This is a genomic window from Lactobacillus sp. M44 (genome assembly GCF_058130005.1).
Genome location: NZ_CM176707.1, coordinates 1,249,204 through 1,265,227 on the forward strand (window position 1 = coordinate 1,249,204; position 16,024 = coordinate 1,265,227).

At 30.7% G+C, this 16,024-nt stretch carries 16 protein-coding genes; 4 read left to right on the forward strand and 12 right to left on the reverse strand.

Going from position 1 to position 16,024, the window contains the following annotated elements; translation table 11 throughout:
• Positions 1–116: 116 nt before the first annotated feature.
• From AC38BG_RS05990 to rpsO, 3 genes are all read right to left on the reverse strand, one after another.
• A complete protein-coding gene (locus tag AC38BG_RS05990; RefSeq protein WP_489936955.1) occupies positions 117–956 on the reverse strand; it encodes a hypothetical protein in 840 nt (279 codons plus the stop codon).
• On the reverse strand, positions 943–2,709 hold the full coding sequence (locus AC38BG_RS05995; protein ID WP_489936956.1) for a ribonuclease J: 1,767 nt from the start codon (positions 2,707–2,709) through the stop codon (positions 943–945). The genes AC38BG_RS05990 and AC38BG_RS05995 overlap by 14 nt, the downstream gene beginning before the upstream one ends.
• Before the next feature lie 143 nt (positions 2,710–2,852).
• The gene (rpsO, locus tag AC38BG_RS06000) at positions 2,853–3,122 is read right to left on the reverse strand and encodes a 30S ribosomal protein S15 (RefSeq protein ID WP_489936957.1); all 270 of its coding nucleotides are present in this window, start codon (positions 3,120–3,122) and stop codon (positions 2,853–2,855) included.
• 203 nt (positions 3,123–3,325) lie between these two features.
• Here rpsO and rpsT point away from each other — a divergent pair, with 203 nt between their 5' ends.
• Positions 3,326–3,577: a 30S ribosomal protein S20 gene (gene rpsT, locus AC38BG_RS06005; protein WP_489936958.1), complete on the forward strand. Its 252-nt coding sequence runs from the start codon at positions 3,326–3,328 to the stop codon at positions 3,575–3,577.
• Positions 3,578–3,638: 61 nt separating this feature from the next.
• Here rpsT and holA read toward each other — a convergent pair whose 3' ends face one another.
• The 9 genes from holA to typA all read right to left on the reverse strand — a co-directional run bounded on the left by holA (position 3,639) and on the right by typA (position 13,137).
• Positions 3,639–4,622 carry a DNA polymerase III subunit delta gene (gene holA, locus AC38BG_RS06010; protein ID WP_489936959.1) on the reverse strand — a complete coding sequence of 328 codons (984 nt, stop codon included), beginning with the start codon at positions 4,620–4,622 and terminating at the stop codon, positions 3,639–3,641.
• Position 4,623: 1 nt separating this feature from the next.
• Positions 4,624–6,882 carry a DNA internalization-related competence protein ComEC/Rec2 gene (locus tag AC38BG_RS06015; protein ID WP_489936960.1) on the reverse strand — a complete coding sequence of 753 codons (2,259 nt, stop codon included), beginning with the start codon at positions 6,880–6,882 and terminating at the stop codon, positions 4,624–4,626.
• Positions 6,851–7,504: a helix-hairpin-helix domain-containing protein gene (locus tag AC38BG_RS06020; protein WP_489936961.1), complete on the reverse strand. Its 654-nt coding sequence runs from the start codon at positions 7,502–7,504 to the stop codon at positions 6,851–6,853. Before AC38BG_RS06020 ends, AC38BG_RS06015 begins: the two co-directional genes overlap by 32 nt.
• 61 nt (positions 7,505–7,565) lie before the next feature.
• A complete protein-coding gene (locus tag AC38BG_RS06025) occupies positions 7,566–8,600 on the reverse strand; it encodes a SepM family pheromone-processing serine protease (RefSeq protein WP_489936962.1) in 1,035 nt (344 codons plus the stop codon).
• Complete coding sequence (gene coaD, locus AC38BG_RS06030) at positions 8,597–9,082, reverse strand: pantetheine-phosphate adenylyltransferase (RefSeq protein WP_489936963.1); 486 nt, start codon at positions 9,080–9,082, stop codon at positions 8,597–8,599. Before coaD ends, AC38BG_RS06025 begins: the two co-directional genes overlap by 4 nt.
• Before the next feature lie 2 nt (positions 9,083–9,084).
• Positions 9,085–9,636 carry a 16S rRNA (guanine(966)-N(2))-methyltransferase RsmD gene (gene rsmD / locus AC38BG_RS06035; protein ID WP_489936964.1) on the reverse strand — a complete coding sequence of 184 codons (552 nt, stop codon included), beginning with the start codon at positions 9,634–9,636 and terminating at the stop codon, positions 9,085–9,087.
• Positions 9,633–9,965: a DUF2129 domain-containing protein gene (locus AC38BG_RS06040; protein WP_489936965.1), complete on the reverse strand. Its 333-nt coding sequence runs from the start codon at positions 9,963–9,965 to the stop codon at positions 9,633–9,635. The genes rsmD and AC38BG_RS06040 overlap by 4 nt, the downstream gene beginning before the upstream one ends.
• Positions 9,962–11,149, reverse strand: a complete 1,188-nt coding sequence (locus tag AC38BG_RS06045; RefSeq protein WP_489936966.1) for an FtsW/RodA/SpoVE family cell cycle protein — start codon at positions 11,147–11,149, stop codon at positions 9,962–9,964. Before AC38BG_RS06045 ends, AC38BG_RS06040 begins: the two co-directional genes overlap by 4 nt.
• Positions 11,150–11,292: 143 nt before the next feature.
• Positions 11,293–13,137 carry a translational GTPase TypA gene (gene typA, locus AC38BG_RS06050; protein ID WP_489936967.1) on the reverse strand — a complete coding sequence of 615 codons (1,845 nt, stop codon included), beginning with the start codon at positions 13,135–13,137 and terminating at the stop codon, positions 11,293–11,295.
• A gap of 233 nt (positions 13,138–13,370) precedes the next feature.
• Between typA and def the strand changes: the two genes are divergently transcribed.
• From def to rnjA, 3 genes are all read left to right on the forward strand, one after another.
• Positions 13,371–13,925, forward strand: coding sequence for a peptide deformylase (gene def, locus AC38BG_RS06055; RefSeq protein ID WP_489936968.1), 555 nt, complete (start codon positions 13,371–13,373; stop codon positions 13,923–13,925).
• A gap of 161 nt (positions 13,926–14,086) precedes the next feature.
• Positions 14,087–14,311: a DNA-dependent RNA polymerase subunit epsilon gene (locus AC38BG_RS06060; protein WP_489936969.1), complete on the forward strand. Its 225-nt coding sequence runs from the start codon at positions 14,087–14,089 to the stop codon at positions 14,309–14,311.
• Between the two features lie 5 nt (positions 14,312–14,316).
• Complete coding sequence (gene rnjA / locus AC38BG_RS06065) at positions 14,317–15,999, forward strand: ribonuclease J1 (protein ID WP_489936970.1); 1,683 nt, start codon at positions 14,317–14,319, stop codon at positions 15,997–15,999.
• The last annotated feature ends 25 nt before the right edge of the window (positions 16,000–16,024 follow it).

Sequence of the window (16,024 nt, forward strand, 5' to 3'; positions counted from 1 at the left end):
TGTTGAATATTGTACTACTTTCTCTAGCGAAAGCCTAGTATTTTATTAGGGCTTTGCTTTAAGAAAATATCCTTATACGATTATACTAAATCAAGTTAAAAAGTAAACCTTTTTGCTTAAATTTTATTATTTAATGTATGATACATTGATTCTATCAACTGCTGATCTATCCCACCATTTTTAGTTTCTATATATGTCAATAAATTTTTGGTAAACCTGTCAGGATTATTAATATATTTATTTATCAATGGATAAATTGTGCTTAATACTAGATTGATTTCTGCAAAATATACTGGAATTTTTTCAGGTGATTTTTTCAATTTATCATATATTGACTGACAAATCTCCTGATAAATTGGATTTTTCTTCAATAAAAATGTATGACTTGGGTTAAAACTGGTTAATTTATTCAAAACAAAAATATTTATTTTTTTGTTCACTCTTAATTTAATTAGATCTTCACACAAAGCTATTTTTAGTGCCATATCAAGTGTTGGATCAATTAATAAGCTTTGAGCAAACAAGATGAAATTGGTCTCATTTAGCTGGTATAAACTTCGATAAAGCTCATATGATATGTTTTTAGCAGTCTTAAATTTAGTCATTATTTCTTGCTGCTTTTTGTCATTGATAGGTTTAATCTCTAATTCAATTTTTTGACTTCTCAATCTTTCTATCTGCAATTTTTCAATAAAGTAATTCTTCTTAGCTAAAGTTTGAAGATATAGTTTGTAAATTTTAACATCAGAAAAAAGATCAGGTTCTTGCTTTAAAAGCAAATATGCCTGATCAAATTTTTTTTGTTCAATATCTAGTTCAATTAATTGCATTACTAAAACATGATCATATGAAATAGATAAAGCTTGTTCAAGATTTTTATACGCTTCGTCTGTTTTATGATTTTTTTTATTATCTATAGCTTGTTTTAACAAATTTTTTTGACTAATGCTTAACATTATTTTTATCAGCCTTTTCAATCATTTGCTTATGCAATTTGGTAGAATTTTTATCATTGTTTTTTTGTGCTGCGATTGCTCTATGTCTATTTTGGTTTACTTCCATCACCACAGGCAATACTACTGGATGCCTATTAGTTTTTTTAAATAAGAATTTTTCTAAATCGTTGCGCACATCTGTTTTTAATTCTGACCAATCAAATTTTTTATGATCAAAATTATTATTAATTGCATTTTTTATTACATCAATTGATTCATTCATCAATTCACGATTAGCCTTGATGTACACAAACCCTCTACTGGTAACTTTAGGTTGTGAAATAATTTTCTTTTTCTTGCGATCAATAGTTACAACTGCAATAAATATTCCATCATCAGATAATACTTCACGATCTCTTAAAACAATATTACCAACATCACCGATTCCAGAACCATCAATCATCGTATCTTCACCAGGAACTGGGTCGGTTAAATAAAATCTATCCTTATCTAATAACAATGTATCCCCATTTTTAGTTATATAAACATTTTTTGGGTCAATTCCAACAGCCTCTGCCAATTTTTGTTGAGTTACTAATAAACGATACTCTCCAATCACAGGAATCAAATATTTGGGTTTTAAAGTTGTTTCAAGTAATTGTAAATCTCTACCAGTTGCATGACCACTAGAATGTTTGTCATGTCCTAATTGAATTACTGTCCCACCAGCTCTATAAACTAAATCACTAGTTTGAGCAACTAAAGTTTCCACGGAAGATGAAGGAGTGGTTGCAATAAATACTAAATCGCCTTTATGAATTGTAACCATTCTATGTCTATTAGTGGCCATTTTTTCTAATGACTTTAAAGGCTCACCCATTCTTCCTGTCTCTAACACAACTGTTTCATAATCAGGTGTATTTTTCAGATCTTTTGAATGAATTAATAAGTCGTCATCTACTGTTAAGTATCCTAACTTAATAGCCGTTCGAACAATTTTATTAACTCCTCTACCTGTTAATAAAACTTTTCTATCAGTAACTTTTGCAGCATCAAACACTTGCTGTACACGAGTTAAATTTGAGGCTTTAGCTGCTACAATTATACGACCATCCGCATTTCTAAAAGTTTCAGTTATATATTCAGCAATTTCACTTTCAGGAGCATTGGGAAAATTACTATCTGCATTAGAAGAATCGCTTAATAATGCTAATACACCTTTTTTAGAAATTTCAGCTAGACGATCCATATTAGTTCTATAAGCTGGCTTTGCTGAAGGATCAAATTTAAAATCACCTGTATAAACAATTTCACCAGCTGAAGTATGAATGTCTATCCCTAATGAACCTGGGATTGAGTGTGTTGTACTAAAAAATGAAATATTTGCATTATTAAATTCAATTTCAGAATCTGCATCAATAATATGAAACAACTTGCTTTTCCGCCGCTTATTTTCGCGTTGAACTTCCATTTTAGCTAGTTCAACAGTTAATTTTGAACCAAATATTGGTATATCATGATTCCTCAAGATATATGGTAATGCACCTATTGAATCGGCGTGCCCATGAGTCAAAAAAATTCCTGATATTTGATTGCTATATTTTTCAAAAAAATCCATGTCTGGAATGACAATATCAATGCCATAGAGTGAACTATCAGGGTATTTTAATCCAGCATCCATTACAAATATTTCATCGTTTACCTGCACCGCAAACATATCTTTACCTTGTTCACGTACCCCACTTACAATCATTATTTTTATTGTATCTGTCATAATACTTCCTTCTTTATTTTTATAAGTTTTAATGGATCAATAGATCAAATCGATATAGTCTTATCAATTTTAGCATAGAATTTAGTATTTTACAGCAAAAAAAATCGACTCAATCATTATGAGTCGAATCTTTTTATAAAATATTAACGACGTAAGCCTAACTTAGAAATCAAGTCACGGTAACGATTAATATCATTTTCACGTAAATATGCAAGTAAGTTACGACGGTGACCAATCTTTTTCAATAAACCAACGTATGAATGATGATCTTGCTTATGAGCACGTAAGTGTTCATTCAAGTTATTGATATCTTCAGTTAAAACAGCTACTTGAACTTCAACTGAACCAGTATCTCCTTCATGACGAGCATATTCTTTAATAATTTCATCTTTTCTAGCTTGTGAAATTGCCATAATAATTTTTACACCTTTCTTAATTAATTGCCAAAAACAACGTAAATCGTTGGTGAATCGATATACAGCGTTAATGGTTCAACAACATTTATAATCATACAGATAAGTAATCCAAAAAGCAAGCACAAAATTTCTTGCAACTAGCTTAGTTCTTAAGTATAATCAATTAAGTGAATTTCAATTTTCAATGGAGGTGAAAGTTCATGCCACAAATTAAATCAGCAATTAAACGTGTGAAAACACAGGCTAATACTAATAAACGTCGTTCTGCTCAATTAAGCGAGTTAAGAACTGCTGTTAAGAAGTTCAAAAACGCTGTTGATGCTGGGGCTGATGATGTAGAAAATTTGGGTAGAGAAGCTATGAGCGCTATCGATAAGGCAGCAACTAAAGGTTTAATTCATAAGAATAAAGCTAACCGTGATAAGAGCCGTCTATCTAAGTTATCTAAATAATTAAGTTTAATAAAAAATAGAGCATGCATTAATCATTTTATGCATGTTCTATTTTTTTACTCTAAATTTCTAATAAAAACATTCTTAAAAAATCATCATTTTGATATATTCCACTTTTATATCCATATTCTAATGAAATAGCCTTTGATAATACTTGCTCTAAATGTTTCACTTCAATCCTAGTCTGGATTCCTAGCTTCACCCTATATGGATGAATATTCAATGTTTGAACAATCTCCACATCACTACGTTTTCTTTTTTGCAAGATTTTAATTGCAAGCAACACTTCTAATTGACTTTCAAATATACCCAGCAATTGGATATTAGAATCTCCAGCATTCAGACATTCATTTAAGCGCAAAATTGATTCTTTATAATTTTTATTCATGGCTTTAGTCAATATTTCAAAAACATTTTGTGCTAAAGAAATATCTATGTTGTCAAAAACTAACTTCTCAGTGATTTTATTATTAACTGCACTTATTTTTAATTTATCAATATTTGATAATACAGTATCCATTACGTGATCACTGCGATCAATCAATAAATGCAATGCATTAGAAGTTATTTCATAGCCTTGTTTTTTTAATATTGAATTTATGATTCTTTCAATCTCATAAGATTTAAAAGAAGTATTGACAACATTAAAATGAGTCTTTACTAACTTAGAAATCTTTTTTCTTTGATCTAATTTTTCATAGTTTGCCTCAATTACAACTATATCTGTCAAACTTGCAAGGTTTTCAAAAATTACTTGTAATTTAGTAACTTGTTTTTTGAACTTCATAGGAGATTTTGCAGTTAAAAAAAAGGGATTTTTAATCAACACAATTTTTTGTAAAGAAAATAAACTTGATTCAGTTAAAGTTGCTATTAAGCTATCCAATCCATCAGCTTCACAATCTACAATTACTTTTTCCAATTCAGTAAAACGGTCTTGCTTTAAAAAATCTGCTACTAACAAGTCATTTAATTGAGTATCTGCACCCTGAATAAGCGTGTTAGAATTTTGCGGACTTGTATTTTTAAATATTTGAATTAACACACTATTTTCCCTTCATAAAAGTTACAAATTTTTCTTTACCTATACCATACTGATAACTAATCATACCACATTGCTGTGTACTGATAGCAGGAATATCCAAATGTTCCAATGTATTTAATGTTTCTTGATGGGGATGATTAAATCTGTTTTTTCTACCTGCAGAAATAAATACAAGTTTAGGATTTAGTTTTGTTAAAAAAGCTTTTGAGGATGAAGTTTTGCTTCCATGATGACCTAATTTGAAATAATCAGCTTTAATTCTATATTTATACATTAATTTATCCTCTCCTTTTTTATCTAAATCACCTGTAAATAACCATCTATGTTTATTTATTTTAAAATAAATAGCCATGGAATCTTCATTCTTTCCAGTTCCTGGTATAAAGGGATATAAGATATTAAAATCTATTTTTTCATTTATTACATCCCCTGCTAATACTTCGATAAATTGAGTTTTTTCTTTGTTTGAAAAAACTCTTTTTTTAAATGCAGGATTTTTAATCAAACCTTTTCCCATGTATAGTTTATCAACTTTTATTTCTGACATTAAAGCTTTTAAATCTCCAACATGATCTGCATCTTGATGCGACACAAAAATTCCATCTATCTTTGAAATTCCTTGAGCTTTCAAAAATGGAATAGTAATTTTATTAACCTGAGGATTTTGCTTTTTCTTAGTAAAATTAAGCTTCCCTCCTGTATCAATTAAATAGACTTTTCTAAATACGGGCGTGGTAATTAAAATGCTATCTCCTTGCCCAACGTCTATAAAAGTTACCTGACCAGTTAATGGATAATGAATTGAGATAAATATCAAACAATAAAATAATGTTATGATATAAGCAATTTTTTTAGTTTTTATTAACCTTAATTTAGGGTCAAGTATAATCAAATAACAAGTTATTAAATATAATAATACACATTGCCAATCGGAAATTTTTCCATACATCAAAATTCCTAAATCTGTTTTAGCAAGTGTACTAATTATTGATTCTCCAACATTTAAACTTGTTTCAAAAATAGTAGTTAGATTAGGCATTATTTTTGCAAATATTAGGTTCAAAAAAGTACATGGTAAAACTATCAAATTGAAATATGGTATTATCAGCACATTAAATATAATAGTTAATAAATTTAATTGATAAAAATACGTTAATAAAAATGGTGTAATACTAATATTTATCATTATAGTTTGCTTGGCTTTTGACATTTTTTCAGTCATCAATAATGCTAATGCCAAGACGTAACTCAAAATTGCTCCAGTTTTTAAAAAGAGCAAAGGATCAAATAAAACATGAATTATAGCAGTTAAGCCCAGTAGATCATATTTTTGTAATTTATAATTATTCAACTTAAATATCTGACCCAATATATATGTAATACTTGCACGTACAAATCCTGGCTGAAACTGGCTCAATAAAATTCCTACTAACAAAATCAATGTACATATACATGTTGTTTGCTCTTCATCAAATTTAAAAAATGAACAAACTATACTAATTATACCTGCATATAAACTAACATGAAGTCCAGAAATTGCTAAAACATGTATAATGCCTAAATCACGATAATTATTTAACGTTTCATCATTATCTGCTTTATTATTTTCCGCTAAAATCAATTCACTAGAAAAAAATGCTAATTTTTTAGGCATTGTTAAAAAGAATTTTTGCAGTCGATATCTAATTTGATGAAGATTATTATTTTTTTGCATTATTACATCATAATTAGTTAATTTAATTTGCTTAGTTATATTTTGACCTTGATAGTATTTTCTAAAATCAAATTCTCCATAATTAGTTGCTGGAGCTATGCCCGTTACTTCTCCTGTCAAGTTATATAGAACTATTTTTTTATCATTCTTAATTGCTTTTTTTAAATCAGGACTTACTCTTCCTGATATTAGTATCTTTTTTGATTTATTATTACCCTGTCCTGTGAACCAATCATCTTTAACTTTAATTTGATCTGGATAAATTATTAAAGGCTTCGATAAAGTAACATTTGTTTTTTGCTTTTGTTTAATATTGATCAAATTACCAGTACTAACCAAAATTATTAACAAAACTATCAACTTTAATTCATATTTTTTAATCAATAATATAAAAATATACATGAATACAAAAACACCAATTATTGAGCAAAAATTGATATTTATATAAGTAAATAATAAGCTCAAACAGATTAATAATAATGCTAATAAAAACAAAAATCCTGAATCATTTATTTTATAAAGCAAGTTGGTCTTTAAGCGCTGCAAAAGTTTTCTCTCCTATTCCACTAACTTGCGTTAAATCTTCAATTTTTTTAAATTCTCCTTTTTGTTCGCGATAGGCAATTATTTGTTCAGCCTTTTTCTCCCCTATCCCATTTAGTTTTTGTAAATCTGATAAAGTAGCAGTATTTAAGTGAACTTTATTTTTATCACTATCATTGGTTTGCATCCTAGTTGCATTATTTTGATCATTGTTTATTGAATCAGTGGTTACTTCTCCTTTATATGGAATATGTATTTTTTCTTGATCTTTTAATATAATTGCACGATTGACTGCCTTTAAATCTGCATTACTTTTTATGCCACCTGCAGCCTTAATTAAAGTATCTACTCTTGCACCTTTTTTTAAAGTATATACTCCTTCTTTGTTAATTGCTCCTGAAATATCACAAGTTATCTCTGATTGATTATTTTTTACTTGTGATTGACTTTTTTGGTTAGACGCGCTCCTTGGAATTTGCTGTTTAGCATTATTTAATAAATATTCATTATCAGCAGGTCTATTTTGTGAATTTTGATACCAAAAACCCCCTATTACTAAAACTAAAATTCCTAAAACATAAAATTTTCTTTCAATAATCCAACTTTTGATTTTTTCTAAATCCATATTTTTCACCTCATATTTAATTACAAGAAAAAAAGACTCAATTTACATTGAATCTTTGATCTTAATTATTTTTTAAATATTTTAGTGCATCATCAAAAGTGGCGACTGGTACAATTCTCATTTTTGAATGTAATTGCTTAGCCGTTTTTTTAGCTACCATATAATTGGTTTGGCTTTCTTTCATCCCTGGCAATTTTTGTGTTGGAGCAAAAAACACCTTTGCATGTATTTTATTTGCAGCCACTACTTTTTTATCAATCCCACCAATGATTCCAACGTTGCCCTTATCATCAATTGTACCGGTTCCGGCAATTTTTTGATTATTAGTTAAATTTTGATGAGTAAATATTTGATAACATTCTAGTGAGAACATTAATCCAGCTGAAGGCCCTCCAATCTGTCCAGCATCTATTTTAATTTTCGGTTTAACTATAGTTTGGGCACGTTCAACTAATTCAATTCCAATTCCAGCTTTACCTGTACCTTTTACTTTAATAATTTTTCCTACAAAATCTTTAGTTTTATTATTCCGCAGAACTGAAATTTTTACTTTGGAACCTAATGCTTGATGTTGCATATATGATATCATAGCAGACATTGAATTAAACTTTTGATCGTTAACAGCTGTTATCAAATCACCAACTTTTAACCTGTTTCTAAAAGTCGAGTCCTTAGTCACATCCATCACATATACACCCATAAATTTTCTTTTAGGATCTAATTTTGCTTTTTTAGCAGCATAATATATTGCATTATCCTGGCTAGATTGCATATACCATTTTTGCAACTGAGTATACTGAGCATCATTGCTATTCCCCATTATCTGTTGACGAGAATAGCGAGTGTCATATTTATTAAATGAACTAAGTAAATAATCAAACACAATAGCTGGACGTTCACTCACTGTCACCATATAAAAATTTCCTGATGGTTTTCCGGCATCGGTTTTTATATATTGTTTTACAGCAGTTGCTTCTCCAGGTGACTCAATAATATCATTAGTGGGCATCATTCCAATAAAAAAAATGACCATTAAACTTATTATAAGTGCTAGCCAAACAACCGCTTGTCTATGTTTTTTTAAAAAATCTTTCATTGCTGTTTATATCGCTGTTTCATTGCAATTGCTGCTTGTTTAGGCAAAAACTGTTCTACATCTCCACCAAATTTTGCAACTTCTTTTATCATACTTGATGCTATTAATGCATTTTGCGGACTTGTTAAAAATAAAGCAGTTTCAATTTCTGAATCTAAACGATTATTCATCTCCGCGATTTGCTGTTCATAAATAAAATCTTCTGTATTTCGTAATCCTCTGACAATTACATGTGCATGCAGACTTTTAGCAACATTAATAGTTAAATCTTCACTTCGAATTAATACTTCAATATTTTTTATATCTTTTAATGCATCTTTTATAAAAAAAGCCTTTTGTTCATTAGAAAACATGTATTGCTTTTGCGTATTAGTCATGATAATGATATACAACTTATCAAATATCTTAGCTGCTTTTTTAGCAGTTTCTACATGCCCATTAGTTATTGGATCAAAACTCCCAGGAAATATTGCAATAGTCATAATTATTCTTTCGTATTATAAAACCATAAAATTGTTCTACCCAATTGGTGTTTTTTTTCTAAAATATATCCTTGAATTTCAGGTAAAATATCATGTTCATCTGTTTCTGCAACAATTTGTGCATTGTTGTTTAAAATCTTTGCTTCCAAAAAAATTTTCATTATATCAACTATTTTTTGTTTAGCATATGGCGGATCTAGGAACACTAAATCAAATTTCTCACTATTTTTTGCAAAATCTTTAATTGCACTAACATCACGTTGATTAATAACTTGAAAACGTGATGTTTCCTTAGTTAGTTCAACATTTTTTTTGATAATATCTACTGCTTGATGATTAATATCAACTAAGCTAGCCTTATCATAACCTCGAGAAACTGCTTCTATGCCTAATGCACCACTTCCAGCATAAAGATCTAATACATTCCCTCCGTTGAAAAATTGACCTAGACTATTGAATAAAGACCCCTTTACTTTATCACTAGTAGGTCGCGTTTTATTGCTCTTTAATGTATATAAATTTCTTTTAGAATATTTACCTGCAATGATTCTCATAGTTTCATATTCCCATTTTTTTCTAGTTGCTTCTCAGCTTCTTTAGACATTTGATTGATCATATTAGTTTCGTAATCAGGATCAAAATTAAGATCCTCACTTGGAATAACCTCCGCCTTAATTACATACCGCAGGTGATTCAACGAATCGAGCGTTTCTTCAAGTTTATCTTTATTAATATAAATTATACAATATTTATTTTTCTTAGATACATGAACAATATTACCATAGCGACGCAGCTTAAATTGATCTTGTGTTTTATTTAAATAAACTACTATTGGTATTCTTGAAACGATATTAGTATTTTTTAATTCGTCATTAACTGTCATCTTACACTTAATGCCCTTTCTTCTCGAATTCGTTCATTAGCATAAATATTTAATACTAAGCCAATTCCTGCAGATAACACAATTACCGATGAACCACCGAAACTGATAAACGGCAAAGTTACTCCAGTAATTGGTAAAAGCCCTAGAACCGCGCCTACATTAAATATAGTTTCAGTAAAAATAATAGTTGCAACACCATAACAAACTAAAGTATCAAATTGGCTAGCTGCCTTAACGCCAATATCCATAATGTTCCACATTAAATAAAACAATAACCCTAAAACAATAGCAGCACCCAAGGCACCTAATTCTTCACAAATAATAGATAAAATAAAGTCAGTATAAGGTTCTGGCAAATACCCCCTTTTTTGCATACTATTACCTAGCCCTACTCCAAAAAGGCCGCCATTATGTATTGCATAATATGAATTAACTAACTGTGCTCCACCTGTTTTTTCTAATTTAAAAGGATGTGCAAATGCTAACAATCGTTGAAATTGATATGAATTTTGTAAGAATTTGGGACTAATCAACAAAACAAGCAATACTACACCAATAACCCCCACAAAGACTATTCCCAATGTCCAAAATGCCAATCGCTTATTAATTCCAGAAACTGAAAACATGATAATTACAATCATGAATAAAATTGCGGCTCCACCAAAATCAGGTTCCACAATAACTAATGAAATCATGATAAAGGTATTTAAAGCAGGGTATTTTAATAATCTAATTAGATTACCTGGTATTAATTTACCATCACGTTTATTAAAAACGTTTGCTAAAAAAATAACTAAGGCTAGTTTTGCTATTTCAAGTGGTTGAATGTTAACTAAACTGCCAATTTTTATCCAACCTACTGCTCCATTAACAGCTGCGGAACTTCCTCGAAATATTTTTAAAATTACTAAATATGCAAGCATTGCATCAGATAATAATAAGAATCCAATCACAAATTTATTGCTCTTAAAGATATTTAATTTGGCCCAGAAAAATGGTATTCCAAAGCAAACCAGCGCAACACAGTCATATATTAGTTGACGTTGACCATAAAAGAATGGATTAAAGCCATTAACTAGCAAAATATCAGAGCTAGCAGAATAAACCATTATTATTCCAATAATCATTAGTACTAAGTAAGGAATAAGAACTTTATAATTTAGATATTTTAGTTTTTGGTGCACTGCTATTTTCTCCTTTTTTACAAAGTAACCTAATTAAATATTATAAAACAAACCTATAAGGATAAAAACAGTTCAAACACAAATTTAAAAAAGAAAAAAGCCGTATAAATTAATACGACTTTTATCTAAATCCTTAAAACATTCTATTGACGAGCACGCTTTTTATCAGCTTTTTGTCTTTCAGAAGTATTCAAAATCTTCTTGCGTAAACGAATACTTTCAGGTGTTACTTCACAATATTCATCATCATTCAAAAATTCAATTGCTTCTTCCAATGTCATCTTCTTAGGTGTCTTAATTGCAGCAGCATGGTCTTTACCAGCAGCACGAGTGTTAGTTAAGTTTTTACCCTTTGTAACATTAACTGCAATATCGCGTTCACGAGATGATTGTCCAACAATCATACCTTCGTAAACTTCAACACCTGCGCCAATAAACAATTGACCACGTTGTTCAACAGATTGTAAGGAATAAGTTGTTGATTGTCCTTGGTTAATGGATACTAATGCGCCATTACGACGACCAGGTTCCCAATTTTTAACAACTGGTTTATATGAATCAAAAGTATGGTTCATAATACCATAACCACCAGTTTGAGACATAAATTCGTTGTTGTAACCAATTAAACCACGAGATGGTACCAAAAATTCAATTCTAGTTTGTCCATTACCAGTAGATTCCATATTCTTCATCTCACCTTTACGCTTTGATAAAGAATCAATTACACTACCAACATACTCATCTGGAGTATCAATTTGAACCGCTTCAAATGGTTCACTCATGACTCCATCAACTTCACGATAAATAACTTTAGGACGTGATAGTTGCAATTCAAAACCTTCACGACGTAATTCTTCGACTAAAATTGATAGGTGAAGTTCACCACGACCAGATACAGTCCAAGCATTAATTTGATCAGTAGGCTCTACCTTTAAAGATACATCTGTACGTGTTTGTCTAATTAAACGATCTTCTAGTTTCTTAGGTGTTACTTGATCACCCTCGCGACCAGCAAATGGTGAATCATTTGCAACAAAGTCCATTTGCAAAGTAGGTGGATCAATTTTTAATGGAGGTAATGCTACAGGATCTTCAGTTGAGGCAATAGTTTCACCCACAAAAATATCATTAATTCCGCTAATTGCAATCAAATCTCCAGCTTTAGCTTCATTAATTTCAATTCTCTTCAAGCCAAAATATCCAAATAATTTAGTAACACGGAAATTTTGTTTACTGCCATCAATTTTCATAACGGTAACTTGATCGCCAACTTTAATTTTTCCGCTAAATACACGACCTACACCAATACGTCCTACATAATCATCCCAATCAAGCATAGTGATTTGGAATTGCAATGGTTGATCAGAATTATCAATTGGTGCTGGGATATATTTCAAAATAGTATCAAAAATAGGATCCATTGTTTCTTTTTGATCTGATGGATTATCTGAGTAACTAGAAGTCCCATTTAATGCACTTGCATAAACTACTGGAAAATCCAATTGTTCGTCATTGGCACCTAATTCAATAAATAATTCCAATACTTCGTCCAACACTTCAGCTGGACGTGCACCTGGACGGTCAATTTTATTAATAACAACAATAGGTTTTACACCAGCTTCTAATGCTTTTTTCAAAACAAATCGAGTTTGTGGCATGGTCCCTTCATAAGCATCAACTAATAATAGTGCACCATCAACCATTTTCATAATACGCTCTACTTCACCACCAAAGTCGGCATGTCCTGGAGTATCCAAAATATTGATTGTTGTATCATGATACTTTACAGCTGTATTTTTGGACAAAATGGTAATTCCACGTTCACGTTCAATAGCATTTGAATCCATTGCACGATCTTGAAGATCCATATGCTCTGGTAAGGTATCAGATTGTTTTAACAATTGGTTAACTAAAGTTGTTTTACCATGGTCAACGTGAGCAATAATTGCAATATTTCTGATATCTTCTCTTCTTTTTTGGTCTGACAAAAAAATTCCTCCTACCTTCTCAATAAAAAAACTGTGACGCTGTCACAGTCAGCAAACGCAAATAGTTACGTTAATTATATGAAGTTTTATTCTTTTATAGTTTCGTTGTCAAATTTTACCACTTAGCCCTCATTTGGTCAATCAAATGAGTTGTGAAGAAGATTTTTCGCAATACAAAAATATTAAAGTGTGGTAAAAATATTAATAGACTGTTTTATAAAGGAGCAATTACATTGATTTTAATGAAAGATATTACAAGAGATGGAAATCCTGTTTTGCGAGAAATTGCTAAACCTCTAACCTTCCCTCTCTCAGATGAAAATAAAAAATTAGCAAAAGACATGATGCAATACTTGATTGATTCTCAAGATCCAGAAATTGCTAAAAAACATCAATTACGAGCAGGTGTGGGCTTAGCTGCTCCACAAGTTGGAAAAAGTTTGCAGATGGCCGCATTACTAGTTCCAGATGACAAAGGTAACATTATTTTTAAAGAAACCTATGTAAACCCAACTATCGTATCTGAATCAGTGCGACAAGTATGTTTATCAGAAGGTGAAGGGTGTTTAAGTGTTGATAAAGTAATTGACGGTTATGTTCAAAGACCTAATAAGTTGACAATTCACTATTACACTGTAAATGGTGAAGAAAGAACAATTCGATTAAAAGGATACCCAGCAATTGTATCCTCTCATGAAATTGACCATTTAAATGGGCATTTATTTTATGATAGAATTAATAAACAAGATCCATTTTCACTACGTCCAGATACAATTGTAATTTCATAATAAAAAAAGCAGGTTCATTTTTATGTGCTTGCTTTTTTTATTAACAAATTTCTTACCTATACTAATTCACTTAATTTATGCTACAATAGTCGTTAGCTTTGGATATTTTTATCCATATTAGGAACAAATTATTACAATTGAATATTAAAGGAGAAATATATATGATCTATAAAGTTTTATATCAAACAAGTCAGATCGTCAACCCAAGAAGAGAGACCACTAAGACTCTATACCTTGAAGCTGACAATTTAGTTGCAGCACGTAGAATGGTTGAGGAAAATACCCCCTATAACATTGAACTCATCCAAGAATTAACTGGAAATTCATTAGCTTATGAAAAGCAACATGCCGACTTTAAGCTAACTTCATTTAACTCAGAGAAGTAAATTAAGTGAAAATAAAAAATAATGAAGTTGCCGTTTTTGCCATTGGGGGACTCGGCGAAATCGGTAAGAATATGTACTGCGTCCAATATCAAGATGAGATCATCATTATGGATTGTGGTATTAAATTTCCTGAGGATGAGTTACTTGGAATCAATTATGTGATTTCAGATTATTCATACTTAGTTAAAAATCGTGAAAAAATTAAGGCATTGGTTGTAAGTCATGGTCATGAAGACCATATTGGTGGAATTCCATTTTTATTAGAAAAGATTCCAGAAATTCCAGTATATGCTACTCCTTTTGCTTTATCTTTGATCAAAGGTAAATTAGAAGAACATGGTATATTGAAAACCACAAAATTGTTCGAAGAACATGAAGACACTGTCTTAAAGTTTCCAAAATTAAGTGTTACATTTTTTAGAACTACACACTCAATTCCCGACACTTTAGGTATTGCAGTTCATACTCCATTAGGAGCTGTGGTATTTACTGGAGATTTTAAGTTTGACTTAACTCCTGTAATGAATCAGCCTGCACCCGACTTCCAAAAAATGGCTCAATTGGGTCAACAAGGTGTTTTAGCATTATTATCTGATTCAACTAATGCCGAAATTCCCGCATTTACAAAATCTGAACGGTTTGTTGCAAAATCCTTGCATAATATTATTAGTAATATTCATGGGAGAATCATTTTTGCAACATTTGCTTCGAATTTATATCGTGTATCAACTGCTATTCAAGCAGCTATTGATACTGGTAGAAAAATTGCGATTTTTGGACGTAGTATGGAAAATGGTGTTCAAAATGGAATTGATTTAGGCTATCTACATGTTCCTAAAGGCCTAATTGTTGATGCCAATGAAATAAATCAAACCCCAGCAGATCAAGCAATGATTTTATGTACGGGTTCTCAAGGAGAACCATTAGCTGCATTATCTAGAATTGCAAATGGAACTCACAGACAAATAAGTATTCAACCAGAAGATACGGTGATTTTTTCATCCAATCCTATTCCCGGGAATACCACTAGTGTCAATAATTTAATCAATAAATTAATGGAAGCTGGTGCTAATGTAGTTCATGGTCGTATAAATAATGTTCATACTTCTGGACATGGTGGCCAAGAAGAACTAAAAATGATGGTTCGTCTTGCAAAACCAAAATATATGATACCAGTACATGGTGAGTACAGAATGCAAGTTGTGCATTGTCATTTAGCAATTGCTGCAGGTGTGAAACCAGATAATGCCTATGTACTAGAAAATGGAAAAGTTATTGCATTTAGTCCCGATGGTGCTAGAATTGCAGGACATGTCCCTGCAGGTGACGTTTTTGTAGATACTTCTGGTACAGCTGATGTTGGTAATGTAGTTGTACATGACAGACAAGTATTATCTGAAGAAGGTTTAGTCGTGGCTGTCGCTACAATCGATATTCAACATAAACGTGTTTTAGCTGGGCCTGATATACTAAGTCGTGGCTTTGTATACATGCGTGAATCCACAGAATTAATTAGTCAAGCTCAAAAGAATGTGTATCATGTATTACGCAATGAAATGGCTAAAAAAGGATCTGTTAGTGAAGCAGATTTAAGACGTGCAGTTGTTGAAAATTTACAAGATTTTTTGTATTCTAAGACTGAACGACAACCGTTAATTTTACCAATGTTAATTGAAAAAAATAAGTAAAAAAAGAACCGTTTGAATCACAACG